At 46.2% G+C, this 25,325-nt stretch carries 25 protein-coding genes; 8 read left to right on the top strand and 17 right to left on the bottom strand.

The annotated features are described in order from the left end of the window. Positions 1-44: 44 nt before the first annotated feature. Complete coding sequence (gene dapA / locus HUG20_RS08730) at positions 45-932, top strand: 4-hydroxy-tetrahydrodipicolinate synthase (RefSeq protein ID WP_200090136.1); 888 nt, start codon at positions 45-47, stop codon at positions 930-932. Between the two features lie 95 nt (positions 933-1,027). Then, a complete protein-coding gene (gene yidD / locus HUG20_RS08725) occupies positions 1,028-1,258 on the top strand; it encodes a membrane protein insertion efficiency factor YidD (protein WP_200090135.1) in 231 nt (76 codons plus the stop codon). On the opposite strand, the gene HUG20_RS08720 is transcribed toward yidD, so the two are convergent. The 4 genes from HUG20_RS08720 to HUG20_RS19775 all read right to left on the bottom strand — a co-directional run bounded on the left by HUG20_RS08720 (position 1,255) and on the right by HUG20_RS19775 (position 5,288). Continuing rightward, entirely contained in the window at positions 1,255-2,427 is a 1,173-nt protein-coding gene (locus tag HUG20_RS08720; protein ID WP_200090134.1) for a M24 family metallopeptidase, read from the bottom strand. The genes yidD and HUG20_RS08720 overlap by 4 nt on opposite strands. 309 nt (positions 2,428-2,736) lie before the next feature. Further along, positions 2,737-4,167 (bottom strand): aldehyde dehydrogenase family protein, encoded by a 1,431-nt coding sequence (locus HUG20_RS08715; RefSeq protein WP_246476590.1) that lies wholly within the window; start codon positions 4,165-4,167, stop codon positions 2,737-2,739. Between the two features lie 85 nt (positions 4,168-4,252). Next, positions 4,253-5,011: a homoserine dehydrogenase gene (locus HUG20_RS08710; protein ID WP_343073205.1), complete on the bottom strand. Its 759-nt coding sequence runs from the start codon at positions 5,009-5,011 to the stop codon at positions 4,253-4,255. Then, entirely contained in the window at positions 4,950-5,288 is a 339-nt protein-coding gene (locus tag HUG20_RS19775; protein WP_343073204.1) for a hypothetical protein, read from the bottom strand. Before HUG20_RS19775 ends, HUG20_RS08710 begins: the two co-directional genes overlap by 62 nt. Before the next feature lie 219 nt (positions 5,289-5,507). On the opposite strand from HUG20_RS19775, the gene HUG20_RS08705 reads away from it, so the two are divergent. Then, positions 5,508-5,726: a hypothetical protein gene (locus HUG20_RS08705; RefSeq protein WP_200090133.1), complete on the top strand. Its 219-nt coding sequence runs from the start codon at positions 5,508-5,510 to the stop codon at positions 5,724-5,726. Positions 5,727-5,769: 43 nt separating this feature from the next. Here the strand turns inward: HUG20_RS08705 and kapB are convergent, their stop codons facing one another. Further along, positions 5,770-6,135, bottom strand: coding sequence for a kinase-associated lipoprotein KapB (kapB, locus tag HUG20_RS08700; RefSeq protein WP_200090132.1), 366 nt, complete (start codon positions 6,133-6,135; stop codon positions 5,770-5,772). Between the two features lie 312 nt (positions 6,136-6,447). Between kapB and HUG20_RS08695 the strand changes: the two genes are divergently transcribed. Continuing rightward, positions 6,448-6,795, top strand: coding sequence for an aromatic acid exporter family protein (locus tag HUG20_RS08695; RefSeq protein ID WP_246476589.1), 348 nt, complete (start codon positions 6,448-6,450; stop codon positions 6,793-6,795). Positions 6,796-7,231: 436 nt separating this feature from the next. Here HUG20_RS08695 and HUG20_RS08690 read toward each other — a convergent pair whose 3' ends face one another. Continuing rightward, positions 7,232-8,719 carry a glutamate synthase subunit beta gene (locus tag HUG20_RS08690; protein ID WP_200090130.1) on the bottom strand — a complete coding sequence of 496 codons (1,488 nt, stop codon included), beginning with the start codon at positions 8,717-8,719 and terminating at the stop codon, positions 7,232-7,234. A gap of 24 nt (positions 8,720-8,743) precedes the next feature. Then, complete coding sequence (gene gltB / locus HUG20_RS08685; RefSeq protein ID WP_200090129.1) at positions 8,744-13,315, bottom strand: glutamate synthase large subunit; 4,572 nt, start codon at positions 13,313-13,315, stop codon at positions 8,744-8,746. Positions 13,316-13,583: 268 nt separating this feature from the next. Here gltB and HUG20_RS08680 point away from each other — a divergent pair, with 268 nt between their 5' ends. The 4 genes from HUG20_RS08680 to HUG20_RS08665 all read left to right on the top strand — a co-directional run bounded on the left by HUG20_RS08680 (position 13,584) and on the right by HUG20_RS08665 (position 17,574). Beyond that, positions 13,584-14,648, top strand: a complete 1,065-nt coding sequence (locus tag HUG20_RS08680) for a toxic anion resistance protein (RefSeq protein WP_200090128.1) — start codon at positions 13,584-13,586, stop codon at positions 14,646-14,648. Positions 14,649-14,666: 18 nt separating this feature from the next. Continuing rightward, the gene (locus HUG20_RS08675; RefSeq protein WP_200090127.1) at positions 14,667-15,581 is read left to right on the top strand and encodes a hypothetical protein; all 915 of its coding nucleotides are present in this window, start codon (positions 14,667-14,669) and stop codon (positions 15,579-15,581) included. Between the two features lie 17 nt (positions 15,582-15,598). Then, on the top strand, positions 15,599-16,534 hold the full coding sequence (locus HUG20_RS08670) for an MBL fold metallo-hydrolase (RefSeq protein WP_200090126.1): 936 nt from the start codon (positions 15,599-15,601) through the stop codon (positions 16,532-16,534). Positions 16,535-16,614: 80 nt separating this feature from the next. Beyond that, complete coding sequence (locus HUG20_RS08665) at positions 16,615-17,574, top strand: DUF2777 family protein (RefSeq protein ID WP_200090125.1); 960 nt, start codon at positions 16,615-16,617, stop codon at positions 17,572-17,574. Between the two features lie 216 nt (positions 17,575-17,790). Here the strand turns inward: HUG20_RS08665 and HUG20_RS08660 are convergent, their stop codons facing one another. The 10 genes from HUG20_RS08660 to HUG20_RS08615 form a co-directional block, all read right to left on the bottom strand. Then, positions 17,791-17,985 carry a hypothetical protein gene (locus HUG20_RS08660; protein WP_200084239.1) on the bottom strand — a complete coding sequence of 65 codons (195 nt, stop codon included), beginning with the start codon at positions 17,983-17,985 and terminating at the stop codon, positions 17,791-17,793. Between the two features lie 131 nt (positions 17,986-18,116). Next, the gene (locus HUG20_RS08655) at positions 18,117-19,628 is read right to left on the bottom strand and encodes a PH domain-containing protein (protein ID WP_200090124.1); all 1,512 of its coding nucleotides are present in this window, start codon (positions 19,626-19,628) and stop codon (positions 18,117-18,119) included. After that, positions 19,621-20,100: a PH domain-containing protein gene (locus HUG20_RS08650; protein ID WP_200090123.1), complete on the bottom strand. Its 480-nt coding sequence runs from the start codon at positions 20,098-20,100 to the stop codon at positions 19,621-19,623. The genes HUG20_RS08655 and HUG20_RS08650 overlap by 8 nt, the downstream gene beginning before the upstream one ends. Positions 20,101-20,243: 143 nt before the next feature. Further along, positions 20,244-20,456: a hypothetical protein gene (locus tag HUG20_RS08645; protein WP_200090122.1), complete on the bottom strand. Its 213-nt coding sequence runs from the start codon at positions 20,454-20,456 to the stop codon at positions 20,244-20,246. Further along, positions 20,453-21,604: a conserved virulence factor C family protein gene (locus HUG20_RS08640; RefSeq protein ID WP_200090121.1), complete on the bottom strand. Its 1,152-nt coding sequence runs from the start codon at positions 21,602-21,604 to the stop codon at positions 20,453-20,455. The genes HUG20_RS08645 and HUG20_RS08640 overlap by 4 nt, the downstream gene beginning before the upstream one ends. 4 nt (positions 21,605-21,608) lie before the next feature. Further along, positions 21,609-22,055 (bottom strand): TlpA family protein disulfide reductase, encoded by a 447-nt coding sequence (locus HUG20_RS08635; RefSeq protein WP_200090120.1) that lies wholly within the window; start codon positions 22,053-22,055, stop codon positions 21,609-21,611. Positions 22,056-22,066: 11 nt separating this feature from the next. After that, positions 22,067-22,390, bottom strand: a complete 324-nt coding sequence (locus HUG20_RS08630) for a thioredoxin family protein (protein WP_200090119.1) — start codon at positions 22,388-22,390, stop codon at positions 22,067-22,069. 452 nt (positions 22,391-22,842) lie between these two features. Continuing rightward, positions 22,843-23,361: a GrpB family protein gene (locus tag HUG20_RS08625; RefSeq protein WP_200090118.1), complete on the bottom strand. Its 519-nt coding sequence runs from the start codon at positions 23,359-23,361 to the stop codon at positions 22,843-22,845. 145 nt (positions 23,362-23,506) lie between these two features. Next, the gene (locus HUG20_RS08620) at positions 23,507-24,157 is read right to left on the bottom strand and encodes a group II intron maturase-specific domain-containing protein (RefSeq protein WP_246476587.1); all 651 of its coding nucleotides are present in this window, start codon (positions 24,155-24,157) and stop codon (positions 23,507-23,509) included. 427 nt (positions 24,158-24,584) lie between these two features. Then, positions 24,585-25,220, bottom strand: a complete 636-nt coding sequence (locus HUG20_RS08615; RefSeq protein ID WP_200090117.1) for a reverse transcriptase domain-containing protein — start codon at positions 25,218-25,220, stop codon at positions 24,585-24,587. Positions 25,221-25,325 lie beyond the last annotated feature (105 nt).

Here is a 25,325-nt window from a genome sequence, read left to right as displayed (position 1 = left end):
AAGCCCCTCAAGAACCAAAAATATCAACACGAGGGTGGTAAAAAATGAATGTAGGACGATTGGTTACAGCGATGGTTACTCCTTTTGATGACAACGGCGAGATTGATTTTCATGACGTCACCAAGTTGATTAACCATCTTATTGCGAATGGAACGGAGTCACTCGTTGTTGCAGGGACGACAGGGGAATCACCGACGTTATCAAAAGAGGAAAAATTGTCCTTATTTAAGCATACGGTAAAAGTAGTGAACGGAAGAATCCCTGTTATTGCCGGAACAGGGACGAGTGATACCCGTGCTTCGCTCGCGCTTACACAAGCGGCTGAGCAGGCGGGCGTCGATGGCATTATGCTCGTTACCCCTTATTACAGCAAACCTTCCCAAGAAGGGATGTATCAACACTTTAAAACCATTGCCGCTAGCACGGATTTACCGATCATGCTATATAATGTACCTGGCCGAACCGCTGTCAGTTTAGCACCGGAGACGATCGTCCGCTTATCCAACATCGATAACATCGAGGCCGTCAAAGAAGCGAGCGGAGACACCGACGCGGCTTCCTTCATTATTGAAAATGCCCAGGACGGTTTTAAACTATACGGTGGAGACGACAGTTTAACATTGCCGCTTATGTCCGTCGGGAGCAGCGGAATTGTTTCCGTCGCTTCACATATTGTCGGAAAGAGTATGTTGCAAATGATACAGAACTTCTCGCAAGGGCATATTCAAATGGCGGCTAAACAACACCGGGAATTATTGCCCGTCATGAAAGCGATGTTCATGGCTCCAAGCCCTGCACCGGTGAAAGCAGCATTGGAAATGCATAACATTGTATCCGGCAATCTGCGTTTGCCATTGATCCGATTAAATGATGAAGAACAGCAACTTTTATATCAAACCCTGCAACCAAAAGCTACTTTTTTCGTTAGTTAAACACTGGATGAAGTAAAAAAGAGCGGCCAATGAAAATGGTCGCTCTTTCTAATGCAGCTGGAAAACACAGTTTTTACATGAATTGAGGAGCACGAATGCTACGTAAAGTGTTAATTTTCCCTATTGAATTGTACCGGCGCTACATCTCTCCTTATACACCGCCAAGTTGCCGTTTTTACCCGACATGCTCGCAATATGCGGTTGAAGCCATTGAAAAACAAGGGGCTTTCAAGGGGATCTTGCTTACCGTCATACGAGTGAGCAAATGCCACCCATTTCATCGTGGCGGTTACGACCCGGTGCCGGAGAAAAAGAAAAAGGACTAGTCCATTGGTTTTTCATAAATTTCACGATTGAAGGAAGTGAACGTCTCTATTCCATCCTCCGTCACTAACAGTGGTTCTGTAATCTCGATTCCGAAATCATCAAACCAAATGCCCGGCATGAGATGAAAAGCCATATTAGGTTCCAAGATGGAATGGTCGCCTTTCCGGAAACTTATCGTGTGCTCTCCCCAATCCGGAGGATAGCTCAATCCGATCGAGTAACCCAATCTGGAAGCTTTTACGTAGCCATGTTTGGCAATGGAGTTACTCCAGATCTCTTCCACTTCTTCAGCGGTAATGCCCGGTTTCATATGCGCAAGCGTATCCGAAATCCCTTCATTAACGACCTTGCCGACGTCTCGGACAAAATCCGGAGCTTTCCCGATCGCCATTGTTCTGGCCATCGGTGTATGATATCGATGATAGCAACCGGCGATTTCCAATGTTAAAAAATCGCCTTCTTTATATTTTTGATCGGTCCAGGTCAAATGTGGGCTTGCCGTGTATTTCCCTGACGGCAACATTGGAACGATGGAAGTATAATCCCCCCCAAAATCTTTGCTGCCGTAGATTTGGGCATGATAAATTGCCGCTGCCACTTCATTTTCCCGCACGCCTACATCTACTTTATCGTAGGCCGCTTGCATGGCATTTTCCACGATGAATGCAGCTTTTCGCATATATTCGATTTCTGCGTCGCTTTTGAGCACCCGTACCCAATTCACGAGAGAGCTCGCGTTTTTAAACTCGGCATCCGGCAACCCGAATTGCAGTCGATCGTGGCACATGGCCGTATAGTAAAAGGCATCCATCTCTACACCGATTTTTCTCGTATGTTGTCCCAAATCATTTAATACGTGAGCAACAAAATCCATCGGATGTTTAATCGTTGATTGCACAAATTCATCAGGGTAAGAGATAATGTGAGAGTCACTTAACCAAGTGGTTATTTTCGCACCTTTCGCATCCATTTCCCGACCAATCCAAACCGGTTCTTCTTCATCGATGAAAACGATGACGGCCTGATGAACATAAAAACTCCAGGCATCATACCCCGTGATATAACACATATTCGAAGGATTGGAGAGGATCAAGACCTCTACGCCGTATTCTTGCATTTTCTGCTTTGTTTTGTTCACCCTCGTCACAAATTCATCTTTCGAAAACATTTATCTCCCCCCTCTTATAATCGTCATATTATGTGACAAACGCGGAAGCCGCCACATCTTCACAGGATGTGGCCGGCTTAGAGCTGTGAAAACGCCAACCTGTTATTCTTATCGAGGTGCTCCTCGCCAATGTTGTAAGTGCTTTTTACATGTGCAACACTGTTCCTACCCATTGGAACTTTTAATCACACACGACAGGGCAAGGAGCTAGAGCAGGTACCCCGGGGTGTCGTGACACAAACAACGTAGCCAATAACGGCTTAGGCTAGTCAATAAGGGCTTTTGTAAGCCCGCGTCTTTAGACGTGGGTTATTGACCTTCTATTTTGAAGCTCACGACTCGCGGTTCCGTCATATCCATGATTGCATTGTGCACGCCTTCCCGATTGATGCCGGATCCTTTAACCCCGCCAAAGGGCATTGCATCCACTCGGAAATCGCTGCTGTCATTGATAATGACCCCACCGACATGAAGGTCGTGTGCAGCTTTGTGAGCCGTTTGCAAATGATTGGTAAAAACACCTGCTTGTAGGCCGAAATTGACTTCATTCGCCGATCGGATAGCTTCATCATAATCGGAAAACGTATGAAGGGAAGCAACAGGGCCAAAAATTTCATCTTCATACAACGTTGAGCTTTTGGGAACATTGCTTACTAATGTTGGGGACACGAAGGAATTTTTGTGTGTGCCGCCAAGAAGCACTTCCGCTCCTTGTTCTTTTGCATTTTCAATGTTTGTCATGATGCTTTTTGCTTCTTTTTCGGAAATCACAGGTCCCATATCGGTGTCTTCACGCTTTTTATCGCCAGTGACCAGTTGTTTTGCTTTTTGTATGAATTTATCCGTAAAGCTTTGTTCAACGTCTTTATGGACAAAAATTCTTTGCACGCTCAAGCAATTTTGTCCGCCTGCTCCGTATGCTCCGTCAACAGCAGCTTCTGCCGCTTTTTCCAAATTGGCATCTTTAAACACGAGAAATGGCGAATTCGAGCCAAGTTCCATGCTCAATTTTTTCAAGCCGGCACTTTTTGCGATTTTTTCGCCGGCCTCCAATCCTCCGGTAAACGTGAGCATCCGAACTTCCCTGCTTTCAAGCATAGGAGGGGTCACTTCACTACCGCGCCCGGTAATCGTACTCATCACTTTCGCCGGCAACCCGGCTTCGAGAAATTTTTCCGTGAGCCATAACGCAGATAGCGGCGTTTGTGTTGCGGGCTTGAGTATAACGGCATTCCCACCCGCGATCGCCGGAGCAATTTTATGAGCAACAAGATTCAAAGGATCATTAAACGGGGTAATCGCGCCAATAATCCCTAATGGAAAACGAAATGTATACCCGTGTCGATCGGCATTTCCGGATACCTGGTCAAAATTGATCGTCTCCCCTCTCAAACGCCTGGCCTCTTCTGCCGCCAAACGGAGGGTTTCAGCGGCACGACTCGCTTCCGAACGTGCCTCGTTAATCGTTTTAATTCCTTCTGTGGCAATGAGTTGGGCAGCTTCTTCCACATTATCGTCCACCAACTTCGCGGCGTTCACAAGAATCTCCATGCGTTGTTTCGTCGTAAGATTGGCAGCAACCTTTTTTCCTTCAATAGCCGTAGATAATGCTTTTTCCATATCTTTGGATGTGCCTTTCGGAACGGTAGCGATAATTTCTCCGGTGCCCGGATCATCCACTTCGATCACTTGTGATTTATGTTTCCATTCTCCTGCTAAAAACATTGCTTGTTCTTTCATCAATTAACCACCAACCTTTTGAAAAAGTGAATGCTAAAGTCCTCTACCCTTTATTGTTCACTTTTACACACACGACACATCAGACTTAATTCCTGCCAATGCTTAGGATATCACTAAGAACTGCGTATCCGGTTTCAGTGATTCCCGCACCTGCACCAATAAGGGTTACTTCTCCCAATAAATCACATTGATAGCATATGGCATTCGTCGGTCCAGAAATATTCGCGAGGGGATCGGTGTCATCCAATTTTTCCGGGCGAACATATCCTTCCACCTGTTCTCCGTTTTTTTCGATGACCCCGATAAGTTTCCATGTTTTCCCTTCGTGCTTTGCCTCGGCAATATCTGCATTTGTTAAATGCGCGATCCCTTGGCAGGCAATATCATCTCTTGTCACGTTTCCTCCCATAAGAACATTCGCAAGAATAACGACCTTGCCTTGAACATCATGCCCTTCGACATCATTAGTTGGATCAGCTTCCGCGTAGCCTTGCGATTGGGCATTGATAAGCGCATCTTCATAGCAAATGCCGGTTTCCATTTCCGTGAGTATACTGTTTGTCGTTCCGTTTAATATTCCGCGGATTTTCTGTATGTCGTTGCCGACTAATGTTTCCGATGACATTCTTAAGGCGGGGGTCCCACTCATAACGGTTCCTTCGAAAAAAACACCAACACGATTCCTTGCGGCTAACTGTTGCAATTCCCGATAGGCATTTACTACCGGCCCTTTATTCGTCGTGACTACATGCTTACCGACAGATAATGCCGTTTTGCAATGATCAATGGCAGGCTGCCCGGTTCCTATATCTGTAGGAGTGAGCTCCACGACGACATTTTGCATTCGTTTTTTTTACCGTGGTAATGGCGTCCCATCCCTTTTCCAATCCAGGTTCATCCGTATACGGATGAAGGGTACCGTCTTCTTGGAAGCTGGATAAAACTTTATCCAGATCTAAACCGTTGTCATGATGCAAAGCCCCTTTTGAAACGTCAGAAATCGATACAATCTCAATTGATTGCCCATACTGCGTTTGCAAGGCCTCATTCTTTTCTTTGATAATATTCAAAAATCCTTGAGCAACGCCACCGAAACCTAAAAGTGCAATTTTGTGATCCATCTGCGATTCCCCTTTATTGAATTCCTGTGTCGTTGACAATTGACATATGGGTATTTCGTTGAAAAAACCGCCCTCCTTTTCTTGCTTACATAGGGACTGCTGAATAACGGAAAAAGACTGGTACATAAGCATTTTTCCGTTGGTGTTGTCAAAGCTGGATGCAAGGAAATCCATCCTATAAGCAAAAAAACCTTTGCACTTCTGGCGACGTACGGAGGGATGACGCTGCAATGGCGTAGACATCAAAACGGACGCGTCAAGACACCGAAGCGCCGTTTTGTGGCGAGGAGGCTTGACCGTTCGTCCACGGAAAGCGAAGCCATAGAAGCGGCATCCCGGCTTCAGCTGATAGCTGCAAGTTGTTCAGCAATCCCTAAATATTTTTCCCTGGGCGAAGGCTTTCGCCATAAAAGTTTGGCGAAAAGCCAAGTTTTCTAATCTGATGTTGATCCCAAAATATTCCCTACCCCTATGATACGACTTACGGGTCCAATTTATATCTTGTTTCAAGTTTTTCCAAACTTTTAAGCGCTTCGTTTCCAAATGCATCGTTTCGTGCTTTCATTTTTTTCATTTCTTCATCCAGAGCTGTTCGCAAACTCTCTTTATAGTCGGGAATGTCCTGATCGTATTTTTGTACCGTTACCGTAGGCACCCAGGTTTTTTCATATTGAGATAGCGCATTTCTCTCGTGAAATAAAGGAACATTCGTATCAAAACCTTGGTGCAGATCTCCTTGCAATGGATGTTTAAGCACGGCCAACACTTTTAATAATGTACGATCTCCTTTTTCTTCAATTTTTTCTCCGACATATACCCCGGTTTTATATTTTCCTTGAATAATCATGATTCGCACCTCTTTCTTTTAAAGTTCCCCTATTGTTATCTTAAGAGATTTTGCAAGCAATCAGCAACGATTTCGATTACGTGCATAATCTCCCCCTTACTTTGGAAAATTATATATATAGGTATATTATTACGGTACGTGAAATTTTTAGTCTGGGGGTTATCGTTTGAATTCGGCGGCCTGGAGCGGACGATTATTTAAAGCAAGCTTAAGCATCAGTTTAAGCATTGTCCTTTGCCTATATTTGCAGCTTCCCCCCTTTTTGCTGTCGTTGCGGCGGTGCTCACTTGGGAGCCCAGGGGGGTAAGTCCGGTGCGCAACGGATGGACCCGTTTGCTCTCTGCCTGTATAGGTGCCGGATTTGCTTTGTTTCTCTTTTACACTCTCGGTGCGCATCCAATCGTTTACACGTTTATAACCATCATCACCCTTGCTTTTTGTTATTACATGAACATCGGTAAGTTCAGGGCGATCGCTTCCGTTACCGCCATTGCAATATTGCCGACGATGGCCGGTGCTGAGCTTTACGAATACATCACACGCGTCATGAGTACGCTAGTGGGGATCATCATGTCTTCAATCATGAACATCGCACTTTATAGGTTTCCCTCGGTCACGCCCTTCAAAAGAAGAGTAAAAAATGTTGACGCCGGGGACTAGTGCAACGTTTCAAAAGTTCTTTCTCTATAAATAATTGTACAGGCTCCGCGGCAGTTTGGCCTCCGCACTATGGGACAAGTCATACAAAATGGTCGAACCCCGTGTCAATCGGTCGAAAATCAGTACGTCCATCGATCTGTTTTCGGCCAGCACCCTGATTTCAGATCGTTAGAAAGCACCTATCGATCTACTTTCTTCGGGCACCCTGATTTCAGATCGTTAGAAAGCACCCATCGATCCACTTTCTTCGGCCATCACACTGATTTCAGACCGTTAGACCACGTCTCACGATTTTTCTGTGCACGGAAAAAGAGCAGGACGAAAACATCCCTGCTCTTTTAGAAAACTTGGTTTTCCCCAAGCTTTTATAGCGAAATCACCCAATTTATCTACCAACAAAAACCAAATGCATTCGTCACCACCCAGACTCCGGTGCTTAAGGCAAAATGGTCGATCCGGTTAAATAACGATCGCACTCTCTTGCTGCTTCCCGTCCTTCATGAATCGCCCAAACGACGAGGCTTTGGCCCCGACGATTATCCCCGGCTGCGAACACATCGGTTCGGCTTGTCACGTAATCGCCGTACGCCGCGTCTACCGTGCCATGTTTTGTCGTGTTTACACTCATTTGTTCGAGAAGGTCCCGTTCGGGTCCCGTAAAACCGATCGCGAGCAATACGAGATCCGCTTCCCAAATCCGCTCGGTTCCGGGGATCGGTTTTCTCCCCTTTTTCCCATTTTCGTAAACGGTATCTGCCTGGACCGCTTTTAGACCGGTAAGATTCCCGGTGTCATCAGTGAGAAATTCAGTCGTTAGCCATTGGTAAGCGCGTGGGTCTTCGCCGTAAACGGCCTCGGCTTCTTTTTGCCCCTCTTCTTGTTTGTATGTCATCGGAAACAACGGCCATGCATCTTCTTCTCCGCGCATTTCATCTTTTTCGGTGTTAATGTCGAATTGCGTGATCGAATTTGCGCCGTGCCGGACAGATGTTGTGATACAGTCCACACCGGTATCGCCCCCTCCGATCACAATGACATCTTTATCTTTGGCTGAAATATAATCGTTGTTACGTAAATTGTGATTCAGCAATGCTTTCGTGTTTTGCGTCAGAAAATTCATGGCGTATTCAATGCCTTTTGCGTGATACCCCGGGACATCTTCAACATCCCTCGGTACTTGTGCGCCGGTACAGAGAACCACTCCATCAACGGATTGGCGCAATTCATCCCAACGAATCGTTGTCCCGATATCAACGCCTGTTTTAAATGTCACGCCTTCTTCCTCAAGCAACTGAACACGCCGCATGACGGTTTCATATGGCAATTTTACATCCGGAATGCCGTAAGTGAGCAACCCGCCGATCCGATCTTCTTTTTCATAGACAACCACTTCATGCCCGGCTCTGTTTAGCTGGGCGGCTGCCGCCAAACCAGCCGGCCCGGAACCAATGACCGCCACTTTCTTGCCGGTGCGGCGAAGCGGTTGCTTCGCCTTGATCCATCCTTCGCGAAAACCTTTTTCCACAATCTGCAGTTCGATTGATTTGATCGTAACCGGTTCGGCGTCAATGGCGACCGTACACGAGCCTTCGCAAGGAGCGGGACATACCCTCCCGGTAAATTCCGGAAAATTATTCGTTTTATGCAGACGCGCAAGTGCTTCTTTCCAATGACCTTTATAAACGAGGTCATTCCATTCCGGAATAAGGTTATACACCGGACAGCCGATCTCACCGGAACCCGTCATATTCGTTCCCGCTTGGCAAAAGGGAATGCCGCAATCCATACAGCGCGCCGCCTGCGCTTGCACTTCCTCGTCCGGGGGCGTTAATTGATATTCGTTCCAATCGTTCACTCTCTCTTTTGAATCCCTTTTCGGGGGATTCTTACGTTCAATATCCATAAATCCGGTCGGGTTTCCCATATTATCCCTCCCCTGTTTGCTTTGTTAATGGAGTTGTTTTTGTTTGTTTTTGTCAAACGTAGTCATGATTGCTTCTTCTTCGGATAGCCCTTCCCGTTTCAACGCTTCGATCGCCTGCAACATTTTACGGTAGTTGGTCGGGATTACTTTTACAAATTGGGTGATGGCGACGCTCCAATCAGCCAAAATGCGTGAACCTAACGCGCTATCCGTATACTTCACATGCCGATGGATCAACGCGTACAATTTTTCGGCATCGTCATCTGCCACACGTTCAATTTCCACCAGTTCCCGATTGCAATTGTACTCAAAAATGTTATCCGGATTATAGACAAATGACTCTCCGCCTGACATTCCGGCAGCAAAGTTCTTCCCGGTTGCACCCAGGACGACGACACGTCCGCCCGTCATATATTCAAGGGCGTGATCGCCTACACCTTCAACGACGATATTTGCACCACTGTTTCGCACGCCAAAACGTTCCCCCGCGATTCCCGATATATAGCCCTCGCCGGACGTTGCACCGTAAAAAGCGGTATTTCCGACAATAATATTGTCTTCGGCATCGATCTGCGCCTCGGCGTGTGGTGCTGCAGTGATTTTGCCGCCGGAAAGCCCTTTGCCGATATAATCATTGGCATCTCCGCACAATCGAAGCGTCATTCCTTTCGGAACAAAGCTGCCAAAACTTTGGCCGGCTGACCCGGAGAAGGTCAGATCGATGGTATCTTCCGGTAAACCTTCAGCACCGTATTTTTTGGAGATGGCACTGCCGAGAACCGTGCCGACCGCGCGATTAATGCTCCAAATGTTCAAGGAAGCCCGCACAGGTTGTCGGTTTTCAAGCGCCGGACGGCACATATCCATCAATACTTCCCGGTCTAACGATTCGTCTACCAGGTGCTTTTGCTTTCCATTGCCTACATGGGCAGCTTGATCGTCGGCTTTTGGCCGGTATAGAAGCGATTGTACGTTCACTTGTTTGGCTTTCGGATGGGTAATCGTCTCTTTTTGTTCCAAAAGATCCGTACGTCCGATCAGGTCATCTAGTTTCGTGAAACCGAGTGTCGCCATAATTTCTCGCATTTCTTCGGCAATAAACGTCATAAAACGTACGACCTGGTCCGCGGATCCTCCGAATTTTTTTCTCAGTTCCGGGTTTTGCGTCGCGATCCCGACCGGGCAAGTATCCATATGACAGACGCGCATCATAACACAACCGACGACGACAAGCGGTGCGGTCGAAAACGCATATTCCTCGGCACCGAAAAGCGCGGCGTAAATAACATCTTTTCCTGTCATCAATTTCCCGTCGGTCTCAAGTCGAATACGGTTTCTTAACCCATTCATCACCAGTGTTTGATGAGCATCGGCCAAACCGATTTCCCACGGAAGGCCGGTATGTTTGATGGAGGTGCGCGCGGCGGCGCCTGTTCCACCGTCATACCCGCTGATGACGATCCCGTCCGCACGTCCTTTTGCCACACCGGCGGCGATCGTACCCACACCGGTTCCGGAGACAAGTTTTACACTAATGTTGGCATGTGGATTGGCATGCTTAAGGTCATGAATTAATTGCGCCAAATCTTCAATCGAATAGATATCATGGTGCGGAGGTGGTGAAATTAATCCAACACCGGCAGTCGTTCCGCGAACCTTTGCAACCCATGGATACACTTTCTCACCGGGAAGTTGTCCGCCTTCCCCAGGCTTTGCCCCTTGCGCAATTTTGATTTGGATTTCATCGGCATTCACCAAATAATGGCTCGTTACCCCAAAACGTCCCGAAGCAACTTGTTTGATCGCACTGCGGCGAAGATCTCCATTCTCATCTCTTGTAAAACGGTCGGAATCTTCCCCACCTTCCCCGGTGTTGGATTTTCCACCGATCCGGTTCATGGCGATCGCCAACGTTTCATGGGCTTCTTTGGAAATGGATCCGAAAGACATGGCACCCGTTTTGAACCGTTTAAAAATCTCTTCGACGGATTCGACAGCTTCACGGGGAACGGGAGCACGATCTTTTTTTAAATGTAGCAGCCCGCGCAGTGTCGTTTGCCGATCATTTTGTTCATCGATGGAACGGCTGTAGTTTCTGAACATTTCTTGATCATTGGTGCGACACGCTTGCTGTAACATATGAATCGTATGGGGATTGTATTGGTGCTCTTCCCCATTGCGGCGCCATTGATGATCATCACCGGTATCAAGGGTCAGTTCATCAAAGTGAAGAAGCTCGTATGCCCGTTGATGGCGCTTAAATGATTCATTCGCAATCGTCGGCAAGTCAATTCCGCTTATCCGGGATTCCGTCCACGTAAAATGACGATCAATGACTGCTTCATCGATTCCGACCGCTTCAAAAATTTGCGCTCCCCGATAACTTTGAATCGTGGAAATCCCCATTTTCGAAAGAACTTTCATGATTCCCTTGGTTGCGGTTTTAATGTAACGTTGGACCGCTTCATTGTGTGAATAATCCGAGAGTTCACCGTTTTTGATCAACTCCTCCAATGTTTGGAAAACGAGATATGGATTGATCGCCTCAGCCCCGTATCCGAGCAAGGCACAATGGTGATGAACTTCTCTCGGTTCGCCGGACTCTACGAGAAGGCTTACTTGCGTACGCTTCCCGTTACGAATGAGGTGATGATGCAAACCGGATACTGCCAGCAAGGCCGGCATCGGCACCCATTTCGAAGAAAAGGTCCGGTCGCTTAAAACGAGGAGGGTCACGCCACGTTCGATGGCTTTATCTGCTTCGGCAAATAATTGTTCCAATGCCGCGTCGATGCCTTCAGCCTCATCCGTTGCCGAAAACACCATCGACAATGTCGCTGCGCGAAGCCCTCTTTCATCGCACGCGCGTAATTTGGCCATCGCTTCATTGGTTATAATGGGCGTATCCAAATAGATTCGGCGCGCGTTTTCCGGTCCCGGATGCAACAAATTCCCTTCACGGCCAATCGTCGTTCCGACGGCTGTAACCGTTTCTTCCCGAATGACATCGATCGGGGGATTGGTCACTTGGGCAAACTGTTGCTTGAAATAATTGTATAAAAGCTGCGGTTTTTCCGCCAATACGGCGAGTGGGTGATCGTATCCCATGGATCCAACCGGATCCGCACCGTCTTTAACCATCGGCAGCAATTGTTTTGTGATTTCTTCATCCGTGTAGCCATGCACCGATTGTTGCAACAGGAGAGGTTCCTCGTCTTCCAACGCTTTAGCGGCATGCTCACTAATGTCATCAAGGGTGAGCATTTGCTCCTTTACCCACTGTTTGTATGGTTCTTCGTCGATAATGTTGTTTTTCACTTCCTCATCCGGAAGAATACGACCTTCGTCCGGATCGACGATGAGCATTTGCCCTGGGTACAAGCGGCTTTTTTTAACAATTTTCTCCGGCGCTACCGGCAATACTCCTACTTCCGAAGACATGACGACAATATCATCTTCCGTCACGATGTATCTGGACGGCCGCAAGCCATTACGGTCCAAACTGGCGCCGACTTGATTGCCATCGGTAAACACAATGGCCGTCGGTCCATCCCAAGGTTCCATTAAACAACTGTGAAATTGATAAAACGCGCGCTTCGCTTCACTCATTCCATACGTATTTTGCCATGGTTCGGGAATCATCGTCATGGCTGTATGCGCCATGGAACGTCCGGATAACGTCAGAAATTCAAATGCATTGTCAAACATGGACGAATCACTGCCGCTTCCATCGATGATCGGCTTTGCTTTTTCCAAGTCGTCTCCGAACGCCCGGGAACGAAAAACCGATTCGCGCGCATGCATCCAGTTCACATTCCCCTTGATCGTGTTAATTTCCCCGTTATGCATTAAATAACGGTTCGGATGAGCACGCTCCCAACTAGGAAACGTGTTCGTGCTAAAACGGGAATGCACGAGCGCCATCGTGCTTTTGAAGGTCTTTTTTTGCAAATCAACGTAGAAGCTTTCCAACTGTTCCGTCGTCAACATGCCTTTATAAACAATCGTTTTCGTTGACAAACTTGCAAAATAAAAAGGATCATCATCGCTAAGCCACGCGGGCACGTCACGTTCCGCGCGCTTTCTGAGCACGTACAGTTTTCTTTCCAAATCGATATCGCTTAAACCTGTGGCCCGAATAAACACTTGCTCAATAAACGGCCGGGCGCCAAGGGCGATATCACCGATGCCTTCTTCATTCACCGGGACGCTTCTGAATCCAAGCACCTCTGCGTCTTCATCGGCGCATATGTTCATGAGCATCGTTTTACAAACGTTTCGTTTTTCTTTGTCGGTAGGCAAAAACATCATGCCGATGCCGTATTCCCCAACTTTCGGGAGAGGAAAACCTTCTTTTTCTGTCTCCGCCCCAAAAAACGCGTGGGGAATTTGCAATAGGATCCCTGCCCCATCACCGGAATTTTCTTCGGCACCTGCCCCTCCGCGATGCTCCAAGTTGCACAACAAATCTAAAGCACTTCGGACGATCGTGTAAGAAGGGGTTCCTTTCATATTTGCGAGAAAGCCAATCCCGCAATTGTCACGTTCAAAATCCGATCGATAGAGACCGGTGCTTTTTACGTCTTGATTCAGCATGATCCTTTCACCTCTTCCCATTGATCCATTTTTGGGTAAGGAAGAGTTTATCACTTGTCTGAACCTTCGGCAATATTTTTTTATTTTATAAAAGAATCTGAAAGCGCTTAATGGAAGGCCACTACAGAAAAAATTTTATCGGAAATTTTTTTCTCCAGTTTTTCCGATACGGTCGTTGGATCGTAATGAAACGAGTATGTAACGACGAATTCGTCTTAAAATGATACAATGGATGTAGCATATTTCACGTAAAGGGGAGAAGCAATGCATGTCCGAAGAAAAAAATCAGGAAAATGAAGAAATAGAAACGCAGCTCCCTGAGGAAGCGCAGTCAAAAGCAGAGGAAGCTGCTAAAGGTTATATGGAAAAATTTAAAGAAAGCGACGATGCCTCATCTCTGGTGAACGAGCTTGGCGGACTGGGAGAACACGAACAAAAGCAAGCCGGCGAATCGTTGGAAGCATTAAAACGGCCGGTCGGGGAAATGTTGGAACAAAAAAACAATGAACTTCCGGATCGTTTATACGACTTGCGCCAAAAAGTGGCGAGCCTCGAACCCGATCATTTAAAAGAAAGCCGCTTACAAAAAACATTAAACAAGTTGATTCGCAGAGATCCGGTCGAGCAATATGCGAAAAAATATAAAACGGTCGAAGGACAAGTGGAAAACATTATCGAGTCCCTCCTCGCCGGCAAGGATAAATTGCAGGCCGACAACCTCATGCTCGATCAATTGCGCGAGACCGCAAACGAGCGCATTCAAAATCTTGAACAACAAATCGAAACGGGCAAACAATTAAATGAAATGCTGGAAGCGGAAATGACGGCTGAAGAATGGCGCGATAACCCCGTCTCCTTGCAGAAAGGACAGCAAAAAGTCGTCACCCGCATCCAAAACATGTCCCAGGCGATCATGGTCTTGCAACAATCACTCGCTTCCGTCGATCTTATAAAAGAAAACAACGAAAAGTTGGAGGAAGCCATTTTTAACGCGATCACAATGACGAAAAACGTCATCACCGTGACCGCTTCCATTCAACTCGCCCTCGGCAATCAAAAGAATGTCATTGATGCCGTTCAAAATGTCAATCAAGCGACCGAAGACATGATTTTAAGCAACGCAAAAACGTTGCGCAGCAACACCGAAGAAACATTAAAAACCCTTGAAGAACCCGCGGTCGCAATTGAATCGTTCCGAGAGGCGTACGAAGACGTGCAAGCGGCGATTGATATAACCGAACAGTCCAATGAACGCATTGTGAAATCGGGCAAAGCATTTATTGCCGAGCTTGAGAAGTTAAACGAAGATGTGCGAAAGAAACTACCTGAATAGCAAAAGGTGATGATGGTGGTGAAAGATTGGCTCACAACATCGATGCAAGAATTTTTTCTGCCGGAACGGCTGCGTTCCGTGGATGATCATATTTTTTCCGATCCTAACGGCCTCTCCCTCATTAAAGAAAGCGAGGCAGTTATTGATAAAATTATCACGCACGTCCTCGAAAAGGGACCGGTAAAAGGAACGCAAATGTTTAAAAAAAATGGCCGCACTTTCAAATTAAAATTGAAAGTGAGCCAAAAACGATTAAAATTGATGAGTTTTGATACCCATTTGTCCCCGTCTGCCATAAAAAAGCGCGTGGTGATCACATTTGTCCGTCAACAAACGTATAAAGCCCAGAAAAAACCGTTAAAAGAAGGCCTCGTCTATTACATGAAAAACGGAAAATCACACGTACGAAGCATCCAAAAGTCTCCTTTTTTTCAAGGAATTATGGAAAAATTCATCCAGTTGGACGCAGCACTCGAAGGTCATGCGCCTACGGCAGGGCTAAGTACACCGTTGACAAGAGAGGAAGTCTCTGCAAACAATGAAGATCAATTGGAACAATCAAGCTATGAAAAAGCGATAAGAGAATTATACAGGCAAAATTCCGAGCTCCCGCAAGCACTTTCCAATCGGCTCGCGCAACTTTTGGAAGAAATAACCACGCTGACCCCATCTCTTCATCTTCTTTCGGTAGAAGACCGATATCAAATCAAACGAATGATCGATGAAGATATCCCTCATTTATTGGAAGCATATCGAAAGTTGGATGAAGAGACACAAACAACACAAATGACCCGTGTATACGAAGCATTGACAAAAATGGAGGTCAACTTGCGACGTTTACAAGAACATGAAAACCGCGCAAAGACCGATCGCTTTGAATATTTGCTGAAACTAAACGAGAAACGATACCCAAATACAAAAGAAAACGAATGAGAAAGGGGCATGTTCACATGGAAGCAAAGGTGGAACAACTGGATGCGGATACGTATATGATCGACGGGCTTGACCTTCACTTACCAGAACGCACCGGCATTTATGTCCTCGATGCCGAAGAATTAACGATCATAGAAACCGGCCCTAGTCTTTCGTATCCGCAAATCAAAGCCGGATTGGAACAACTCGGGAAAAGCCTCGAGGATATCCGCCATATTATCGTCACCCATATCCACCTTGATCATTCCGGCGGCTGTGGGCAATTGCTGAAAGATACCCCCCATGCCACCGTTCACGTCCACCCTTCGGGCAAGAAACATCTTGTCGATCCCGAAAAGCTTGTCAAAGGGGCAAAGGTCGTGTATGGCTCTAGTTTTCATGATCTATTCGATCCTGTTATCCCTATCCCCGAGGAACGAACAAACATATGTGAAGATGGAGATCGCTTACAGATTGGTGAAAACCACACACTGGCGTTCTTTGATACTCCCGGGCACGCGTTCCACCATATGTCCATTCTTGACGAACACACGAATGCACTTTTTACCGGTGACACCGTCGGGATTCTTTATCGAGGCTTTCGTCATGAAAAACCACTCGTGTTGCCTTCCACTTCCCCGCCGCAATTTGATGCGCCAAGCATGAAAGAATCCTGGAAGCGGATTGAATCATTACAACCGGCAACGATTTATTTCGGCCATTTTGGAGGAAGCGGAAATATCGCCGACATTTTCCAATCCACTTCCAAATGGCTGGAAAAATGGATAAGTATTACAAAAGAAGTCGCTGCTGAAGAAGGTGGAAGCGGAATATTAAGCCAGCGGTTATATCAATCCGTGTATGACGTATACAAAGGCTTAGACGAGAAAAACCCTGCTTGGGAAGCGATAAAAATGGACAGTCACATTTCCTCCCTCGGGTTGTACCAAGCATATGAAAAAGGGAGACTGTGAGAAATGCCCCTTGATTGCTGATTTTTGCCGATCCCTATATAATAGCAGGCAGGTTATTTGTGAAAAGTGAGGGTTTCTCTATGAACCGAAAAGAAGCAATGGAACATAAAGGATCTACCGTTTTGGTGAACGCCCACCCGGACTGTGTTTATTATGGAAAATTACTGGCGATTGATGCACCGGACAACAAAACGTGGCAAGGCACGGTGCGGATGACCGGCATTCACTCCGTGAAAACCGCACATATTGCCTCTCACCTTCCATATGGAGAATGGGAAGAAGTGAAGCTCTCCGGCACAAAAATAAAGCCTTATTCAGGTACATTCACACGGTCTTACCGCGCTTCCCTTTTATATGCGATTCGGGCACTGGAAAAAGAAACAAATACTTCCATCTATGAACTTGAAGAAGAACGGCAACAATTACGGGACATGCGACTCGAACTGGGAAATAAACGCGGAAAGGCGGAAGATCCGTACTTATATTTTCATCTAACAGAGGAACACGGAGAAGTCGTTTTAAAGGAGCAATCACAAAACGAAAAAATGCTACTGGAAGGCTGTCCATTTGAAATGGATTGGTTTGATCCCGCCCAAAATCAATGGACCAAAATTGCCCATGATCGCCAGTGGGCATTTAAAACGGCCACAGGGCGAAAAGTCCGTCTACAAACGAAAGACATGATCCGTATTCACAAAGAACAGTTCGAACCATTTCAAATCCTCCTCAATGAATTGGAATCTCCTTCTAAGGAATCATTGGCACGGTTGTTGCACTATTACGGCTTTCAACGCAAACATATGGTCCAATGCCACAACACTTTGTTACGCCAATTGCTGCAATCGGAAGAGGATCAACATTTTCAAGGCGTTAACTTTATGACATTCCAAAAAAATGATACGTTTCTCACGATCCAACACCGATTTGAACGGGTTCTCCATAGCGATCGTGACGACTATATTTACGACCGTTTTGAGTGCACATCCGAGCGCAATGAACGCCAAGTCATCACGTATTCGAACATGCAAACATCTAAATGATAAAAAATGGCTTTCGCAAAGTTTTTGCGAAAGCCATTTTACGATGGCGGAACTTCCGATCATAACTTTTTTGTGAACCTTTTGGCTCTTCACGAAATCTATAGTTGACAAACTATAGATCGTTTGATAAAGGCAACCGCTGCGGAAAAACACTGCGTTTTCCCACAGTCTCCGTGTTCCTCCGCTAGCTAGGGATTGCTGAACAACTTTCAGCTATCAGCTGAAGCCGGGATGTCGCTTCCATGGCTTCGCTTTCCGCGGACGAACGGTCAAGCCTCCTCGCGCAAAACCGGCGCTGCGGGGGCTTGACGCGTCCGTTTTTCCGCTGGAGTCTCGCCATTGCAGCACCGTCCCTCCGTACGTTGCCAGAAGTGCAAGGGTTTTTTGCTTATAGGATGGATTTCCTTGCATCCAGTTTTGGCAACGCCAACGGAAAATGCTTATGGGCCAGTCTTTTTCCGTTATTCAGCAGTCCCTAGCTAGTTATTCTCACCACATTCTCTCATATATTTCAACCATTGATTTTGGTGTTACCCAAACGTTTATATCAGAGATTTTTCTTTTTCTCCTTCTCGTGAAAATTCAGGGGTAACCCCTTCTTTGGAATACCAAGCAAGAAGATCTTCTCCCCTACCGGCCGTAATATCACGGATTTCAAAGCTTTTTCCGGACATACTCGATAAAATGGACACGGAATACGTGGACAACCTGCGCCACCTTTGCAGCGGCGACTGCGTAACATCCGCCGCCTGAATGCGTTTTCGGGGGATTACCGCTCGATTTAAATTAAATAACCGCCATTGCAAAATAAGATAATTTCCGCTGACATTGAAACCGCCATTTCGATGCCTTGCCCAACCAAGAAAAATCCCGAGAAGGACGAACAGTAATGCATAGGCGCCAAACGGCAACACAAAGCTTAGCGGGACGGCTACGACCAAAATCGGAACGACCGCACGAATCATATAGCGAATCAAGGCCCTTCTTGGTAACGGTTTGATCCCAACTTCATCTTCGACGACAAATTCCGGCAAAAATTTCCCTAACACATCGTTGGCCATTCTTCGGTTTACGAGCGGAACGAGAATGGTTGATTGTTGTTCGTCCGCGCGTCCGCCCCCTTTGCTTTCCACATAGATCGTTGTAAATCCGAACGGTTGTCGTAAAATTCCCGTTACAAAGCGTACGGCAGTAATACGGTGAACGTTTAACGTCAATTGTTTTCTTTCCAGTAACCCTCGGGAAATCACAAGATCATTGCCGCGCTTAATGACAGTAAATTGTCCGTATTTCACGATGGTGATGACTATGGAAATCAACCATGCAAAAAAGGCAATCAAAAATACGGCGAACAATAAAAACGCGATCGTTGACGACAGGAAAAAGCCGACGGTTGTTTCATAAAAAGCATCAGGCAACAATACATCCACTTGGGAAAACAGCGCCAAAACAGCTGAGAGGACAAGTCCTACCCCGCCGGAAGTCATCCCGGCAAACAGCAAATGCTTAAACCCTAAGCTCCATGATGCTTCGATCTCCGGTTCAATTGTTTCAGGTTCTTCCCATTCCGTCATTTCCGCAGGCTCAACTTCTCCATCTTCAGCGGTTACTTCCGGGTTTGCCAAGAGCGTTTGCCTTAAGCGCTCAGCTTCCGCGCGATCGAGAGCAATCAGATGCACATCCGGCTCACTTCCTCCACCCGCGGTTTCAATTTGAACTTTCACCAATCCAAACATTCGCTGCAAAATACCCGCGGACATATCAAAGCTTTGGACACGTTTCCTTTGGATATACCGATGCTTTTTGACGAAGATCCCTTGTTTAACGTGAAGTTCCTGATCCTCAACGCGATACCAATACGTCAACCAATATAATAAACTGTAAACAGCGGAAAAAATGAACAAAAGCGGAAGGGCAACCGTCGCAAACAGGCCAATTCCCCCACCGGTTGCGCCTACGAAAAAGACGAAGATGATCGGGATGATGAAATCCTTGAGGCGGGTGAGTAACATAATGACAACAGTGGCGCCATGTAGGCGCTTCCCCTCATTCATCTTCATCAGCCGTTTGCGCGAATACGGCAATCTGATCGCGGAGATCGGAAGCTGTTTCTTCCGTGAGCGCCGGTATTTGATGGACGGTGGCGGCCGTCGATATAGATACAGCTGCGAGTTTATAATGGCGATATATGGGTCCATGTTCCGTATCTACATGTTGAACCCGAATCATAGGAATCAACGTCCGGCGAATAATGAACACCCCGTATTGCAAATCAATTTCTTCTTCATATACCTCATAACGCCATCGTCGCCAACGAATGGCCGGTACGAGCAGGCTTTGCAATAAGGCAACCGCTATCCACATAAGGATCAACACGTATAAAATCCATAGCGGCCAATCAAACAAAACCAAAACAATTCCGTATCCAACCGGAAAAATTAAATAAAACAAGCTTTCCAAAAACCCGGTGATCCGCCAAACGGGAAGTGCTTTTTTGGAAAGACGCTTTGCAGGTGCTTCCCTCATTATGTTATCTCCTTTTTTCAGCTGCTTCAATTAACACGTTGCACTTGTTTTAATACATGCGTCAACGAAATGCTCACACCATAATGGGCCAACAGAACGAAACGGTTCCGAGGACAAAATATGGCCACGCATTGCCTTAGCGTCTACCCATCCGTTTCGTCGGCATCTACAATGGTGACCCCTTTGCCCTTAAGGTACTCAAGGACGGCGTCGTTTAATTGTTGATCTTGTAACAGCCCTAATGAAGGAAGAAGTTCGAGCTCATCCATCTCCCCATTATCGGCTTCCTCGATTAACTCCAAAACTTCGTCCAATCCTTTTGATTCCAACGCTTGTATGAGTTCTTCCCTCGTCATCGCAGTCCATCCTTTTCTTTTCGATCGGCCCGTACGGATTCAGTCATTTGTTTCCATACGGAGCCTTTTGCTTCTTCCCCGCCTTCAATGCGCTCGAGTGCCATCTGCATTTGCATGTCAACTTCAAATTCTGGGTCGCCGATCGCTTCCTTTAAAGGAGCAATCGCCCGTTCATCCCCGACTTCATAAAGAAACATGGCTGCTCTCCAACGCACGAGTTTGCTTTTGTCTCGCAGACTTTCAATAACCGCGTCCATCGCTTCAGGGTCCCCCAGATCGGAAAGGGCATCTCCGGCTGTACGCCGCACGGTTACCGATTTGTCTTTGAGTGCCTTATAAAGATAAGGGAGCGTTGCATTCGTTTCAATCATGCCAATCAACGTCGTGGCGAGCCTCCGCACCGATTGTTTTTGATCATCCAGTGCCATATCCAGTACGGGAAGATCTTCTTCGCCGGGATCCATTTGATCCAAGGCTGCAAAGCGATTTTTCCAATCAGGGTCTTGCAGCATTTCTTTCGTTACTTTCAACGGTTGTGGGCGCTCCGCAGGATCTTCTTGATCAAGATTTCCCCATTGCACGAGCTGATCGAGCCTTTCCTGGCTATAAGCCGCCGCGATCTCTTCGGCCACTTCATTTCCAATTGCCTCCAAGTCATTTCCATAGCGGGCGCTTCGCTCTTCCCATTTCCGTTCAAAAACGATGTTTTCCTGTTCACCGGCAGCCGCGAATGCAGCTTCCGTGAATCGGGAGGGCAATCCCACTCGCTTTTCTTCTTCTGCCGTCAACACTTTTATTTGCATGGGAATGCTTTTGAATGTTTGCACTTGAATTTGGATTTCACCGAAATGGTCGCCGCCGGCAACAGATGCTTCAGCAGTCTCGGCGCCTTCTTCTCCGAATACTTTCCTCGCTTCCGCAAGCACAAGTTCCCAACTCGCTTTCGGTTCCCGTTCCAAAGCAATAAAATCAGCGACATGATAGACACCTTTAATGCCCTCAACCTCAAACAATTGTTGAATTTGCAGAGGCGCATCCTCTTTATCGTCTTTCGTGTAATTGCCGCTTTTGCCTCCAGGCAAATGTTCGTCTAACGTTAGTTTCATCGTGTTGGGACTCGGGGTCGGTTCAATTCCGGTAATTTTCATTATATTAGCCTCCTATTATATTGGAAGTCTCGTTGAGAAAAGAAGCCAATTGTTTCATGATTTCTTCAAAAGGGGCTTGATCGCCAAACTGTTCGGCAATCCAGCCGTCCGGTGTAATAAAGACAGTCGTCGGCACCCCATGGCACTGATACCTTTCGTACGTATCCGTGCCTCGGTCTTCGGCCATCGGAATCTTCATCCCGTGCGCGCTTGCATACGTCTGGCCGGCTTGATTTGCGCGCTCGCGTCCTGTCACGTTGACGTTCAGCATAGCGAAGGTTTCCTCGCCGGTTTTTGCGTATAAAACTTCTTTCTTTTGCAAGTCACGGTGCGAATCCGGGCACCAAGATGTCCAAAAGGTTAACACAAGGGGTTTTCCTTTGTATGTTTCATTTGTGACTTCTTTCTCGTTAAATGGATCGTAGACGGAAAAAGCCGGTGCTTGTTTCATTCTTTGCCCTCCTAATTGCTTTTATGGGTAGCAAGAAAATGCATGATATTCGCGGGATTTTTGATCGGCGATAAACGTCCGACAGGCTCTTTTCCATAAAAAAGCAACAGCATCGGTACGGATTGGATTTTATGTTCCCGCGCAAAATCCGGAGCAAGTTGCAAGTTTAATTTAAAAATGTCCGTTTGCCTTTCCAAGTTCATCGCCTCTTCAACCATTTTCTCCGCAAGCGTGCATGTTGCGCAAAAAGGCGAGGTTATTAGCAAACCCGTATAATGAAGGGGTTCAATTTTTTTCCATTCGGACGCGCTTATTTCCTGTAACAAATGCCACACCTTTCCTCTCCGTGCATGCCACCTTCATTTTACATGATGACTGGCGACCCAACAAATGAAACAACTAACACCCATTGTAGCTTTAAAATAAAGCTTGATCAAAAGTACCTCACAAGTATCGTAAACAGCAAAATCCATTTTGAAAAAAGACTGATCAAAATGGATGTTCTGTCCCGATATACAATTAGAGTTACTATATTTAATATTATAGTAACAACAAGAAGCACTGATCCCACAAGTACCACAGCACCAATTTCGCTAAGAGCAGACCAATCCTCAATCTTCACCAGATGATTACGCTTTGTATATCGAAAAAGATTAACCATAGGAAGTATCCAAGCCATAAGTCCAAGCACAAGACTGACAACATTAAGCCAACCCATTAAAATGGTCCAATGAGCTAGTGAAACCGCATTTTTATTCCTGATAAGCGCCCGTTTGTTGCACTTAGCTCATTTTAAGTTTTGATACCAAACCACTGCTTTGCTTTCAATCTCCGATACTAACTGTCCCTTTTCCTTTGTATATGATGCAACATCGTAAGGAAAACGCTTAGACAATTCGTCTTTCAGATCAGCATAGGTTTTTATAACATCAGGATACGTTCGCAGGTAATCACGGAATGCTAAATGACGCTCAATATCAAAACTACCGGCCTCATAAATATGAACGTGATGCGTTCGTTCATCCCCACCCTTTTGAAAAAATCGCCGTTCTTGTACTCCATTTTCTCCTTTTGGTTCGTAGCCAATATCAATCATTGCAGGGTTGTATTTATCAATACTACTAATCCTTTTTACCACAGGCATTATATCAATAATCGGTTTTGCTTTTAGTCCTTTTACTGAGGTGCTGCCGATGTGATGAATTTTAATGATTTCAGGACCAATAATGTTATATAATTTATTGGCCTCTTCTTCAAACATCGTAGGCCAATTTTTGTTATAAGGAGTTACTTCAACCTTTCTCATTCATTATCCTCTCTTCTTGTTCCAGATAATGGTGTTATTCTTGGGGAGAGGCGCAATCCCTGTTATTCCAGAATTGCGCTCGATTATGGACTGAGTAGGCGTAGTCATTACTGACTACGCCTCTCACAGATCCACACGTGCGGGTCTACGCATGTGGCTCCTCCCATTTATCCCGTTTAGAGATAAGTTTCTGATAAACAGATGTTAAGCTAACAAGATTTAATTGATGAAAGTAATCATTATCTAGGGCGACATGAACCATCGGGCTCTTGGAACTTCGCCAGGCGAACATGCGAATACCTCGCAGGTCATCTTCCTTCCATCCTTTGTGTCTTAATACACGATGGAGGTTTTTGACATGACGCCAACTTCGTAGCTGCACCATGCGCAATCGGCGGCGAACCCACGCATCCCATTCTCTAAATTTCCCTTTCACATAGCCATGTCCAAAGTAATTTGCCCATCCTCGAATATAGGGGTTCAAGCGATCGTTAATGAGGGTCTCAATGTCAACGGTTTGGTTCCGTCTTGTGATTTCCTTGACTCTTTTCTTAAATTTCGCTTCCTTCTTCGGATCGATTCTTCGGATATGCTTATAGAACTCAAAGCCAAGGAACGTAAACGGTTCTTGGTTGACATCAACGACCTTTGTTTTCGTCGGATGCAACGCTAGGCCTAAGTCTTCTTCAAGGTAACGGGTGACACTTCTCATCACTCGTTCGGCTCCTTTCTGGCTCCGGCACATAATGACGAAATCATCCGCAAACCGAACGATGCGGTGACCACGTTCCTTCATCAACTCATCCAACTGGTGCAGGTAAATATTGGAAATTAATGGGCTCAAGACTCCGCCTTATGCAAAGAAAGTAATTATGCCAAGTAATCAATAAAAATCCCTGTATTTCAATGATCATATTCGATTTTCTTCGCATAATATCCAGAGTATGGAAAAAGGAATCTGGCTCAAAAATCTTTATGCAAAGATTACATTGAATGATCGATGTGACGGAGCAGAAACGCACAAGGTTCGGTAATTCTCACTTCGTATGTCCATGAAGTTACCAGATGTTCGATCTAACAACAGAACTACTCAATTCTAGTAAAAGTAATGGAGAACTCGATTTCTTGGCTTTCCGAGCTGAAGCAAGACAGATATTATGCAAAGTAAATGGAAGAATAGTCCCTTGTCAATGGGTTTTTTGGCGTTCACTTTGCATAACGGATTACTTCGCATAAGGCGGGTTATGCAAAGCTTCGCATAACCCGCCTTGTGGCGCCCCCGTCGGTGTGTCTTCATACGAAGCCCCATCCATGACACCTGCTTTCAGGAATTGCTTGATGAGTTGAATAACAGAGCCATCCGTGACTCGTCGGCGGATTTGAGCCTCCAAACGGTCATGCGGGATCGTGTCAAAGTAGCTTTGCAAGTCCGCATCAATCACATATTCATATCCCTCACGAAGATGTTTACTTACTTGGTCCAATGCCATGTGCGCGCTGATATTCGGGCGGAACCCGTGACTGCACGGAAGGAAATCTTCTTCAAAAATCGGTTCAAGAATGTTTCGGATCGCTGCTTGAACGACCCGATCTTCCACTGTTGGAATACCAAGCGGTCGCTCTTTTCCATTCTCTTTCTCAATCATCTTCCGGCGGACAGGTTTTGGATGGTAGTTCTTTTCTTTCAGCTTTTGTTGGAGCACTTCTAGATTGTCCTCCAATGCCGCCTCATAGGCTTCAATCGTAACCTTGTCTACGCCGGGAGCCCCTCTGTTCTTCTTCACTTGAACGAAGGCGTCTCTTAGATTAACTTTCGCAAACACTTTGTCGTACAAACTGTACCAGACGCGTCCTTTCATCCGTCTACACTCCTTACGTCACTGCTTTCGATGCTTTCGCTGTTTCTGTTTCTCCTCTATGATGGCACGTCCGCAAGGCTAGTAGCTTTCCCAGCAGTCCTTATT

The organism is Salicibibacter cibi, assembly GCF_016495865.1.
Classification (GTDB): domain Bacteria; phylum Bacillota; class Bacilli; order Bacillales; family Marinococcaceae; genus Salicibibacter; species Salicibibacter cibi.
Note: the sequence above shows the minus strand (reverse complement) of the source record. Positions and strands in the feature narration are given on the sequence as shown.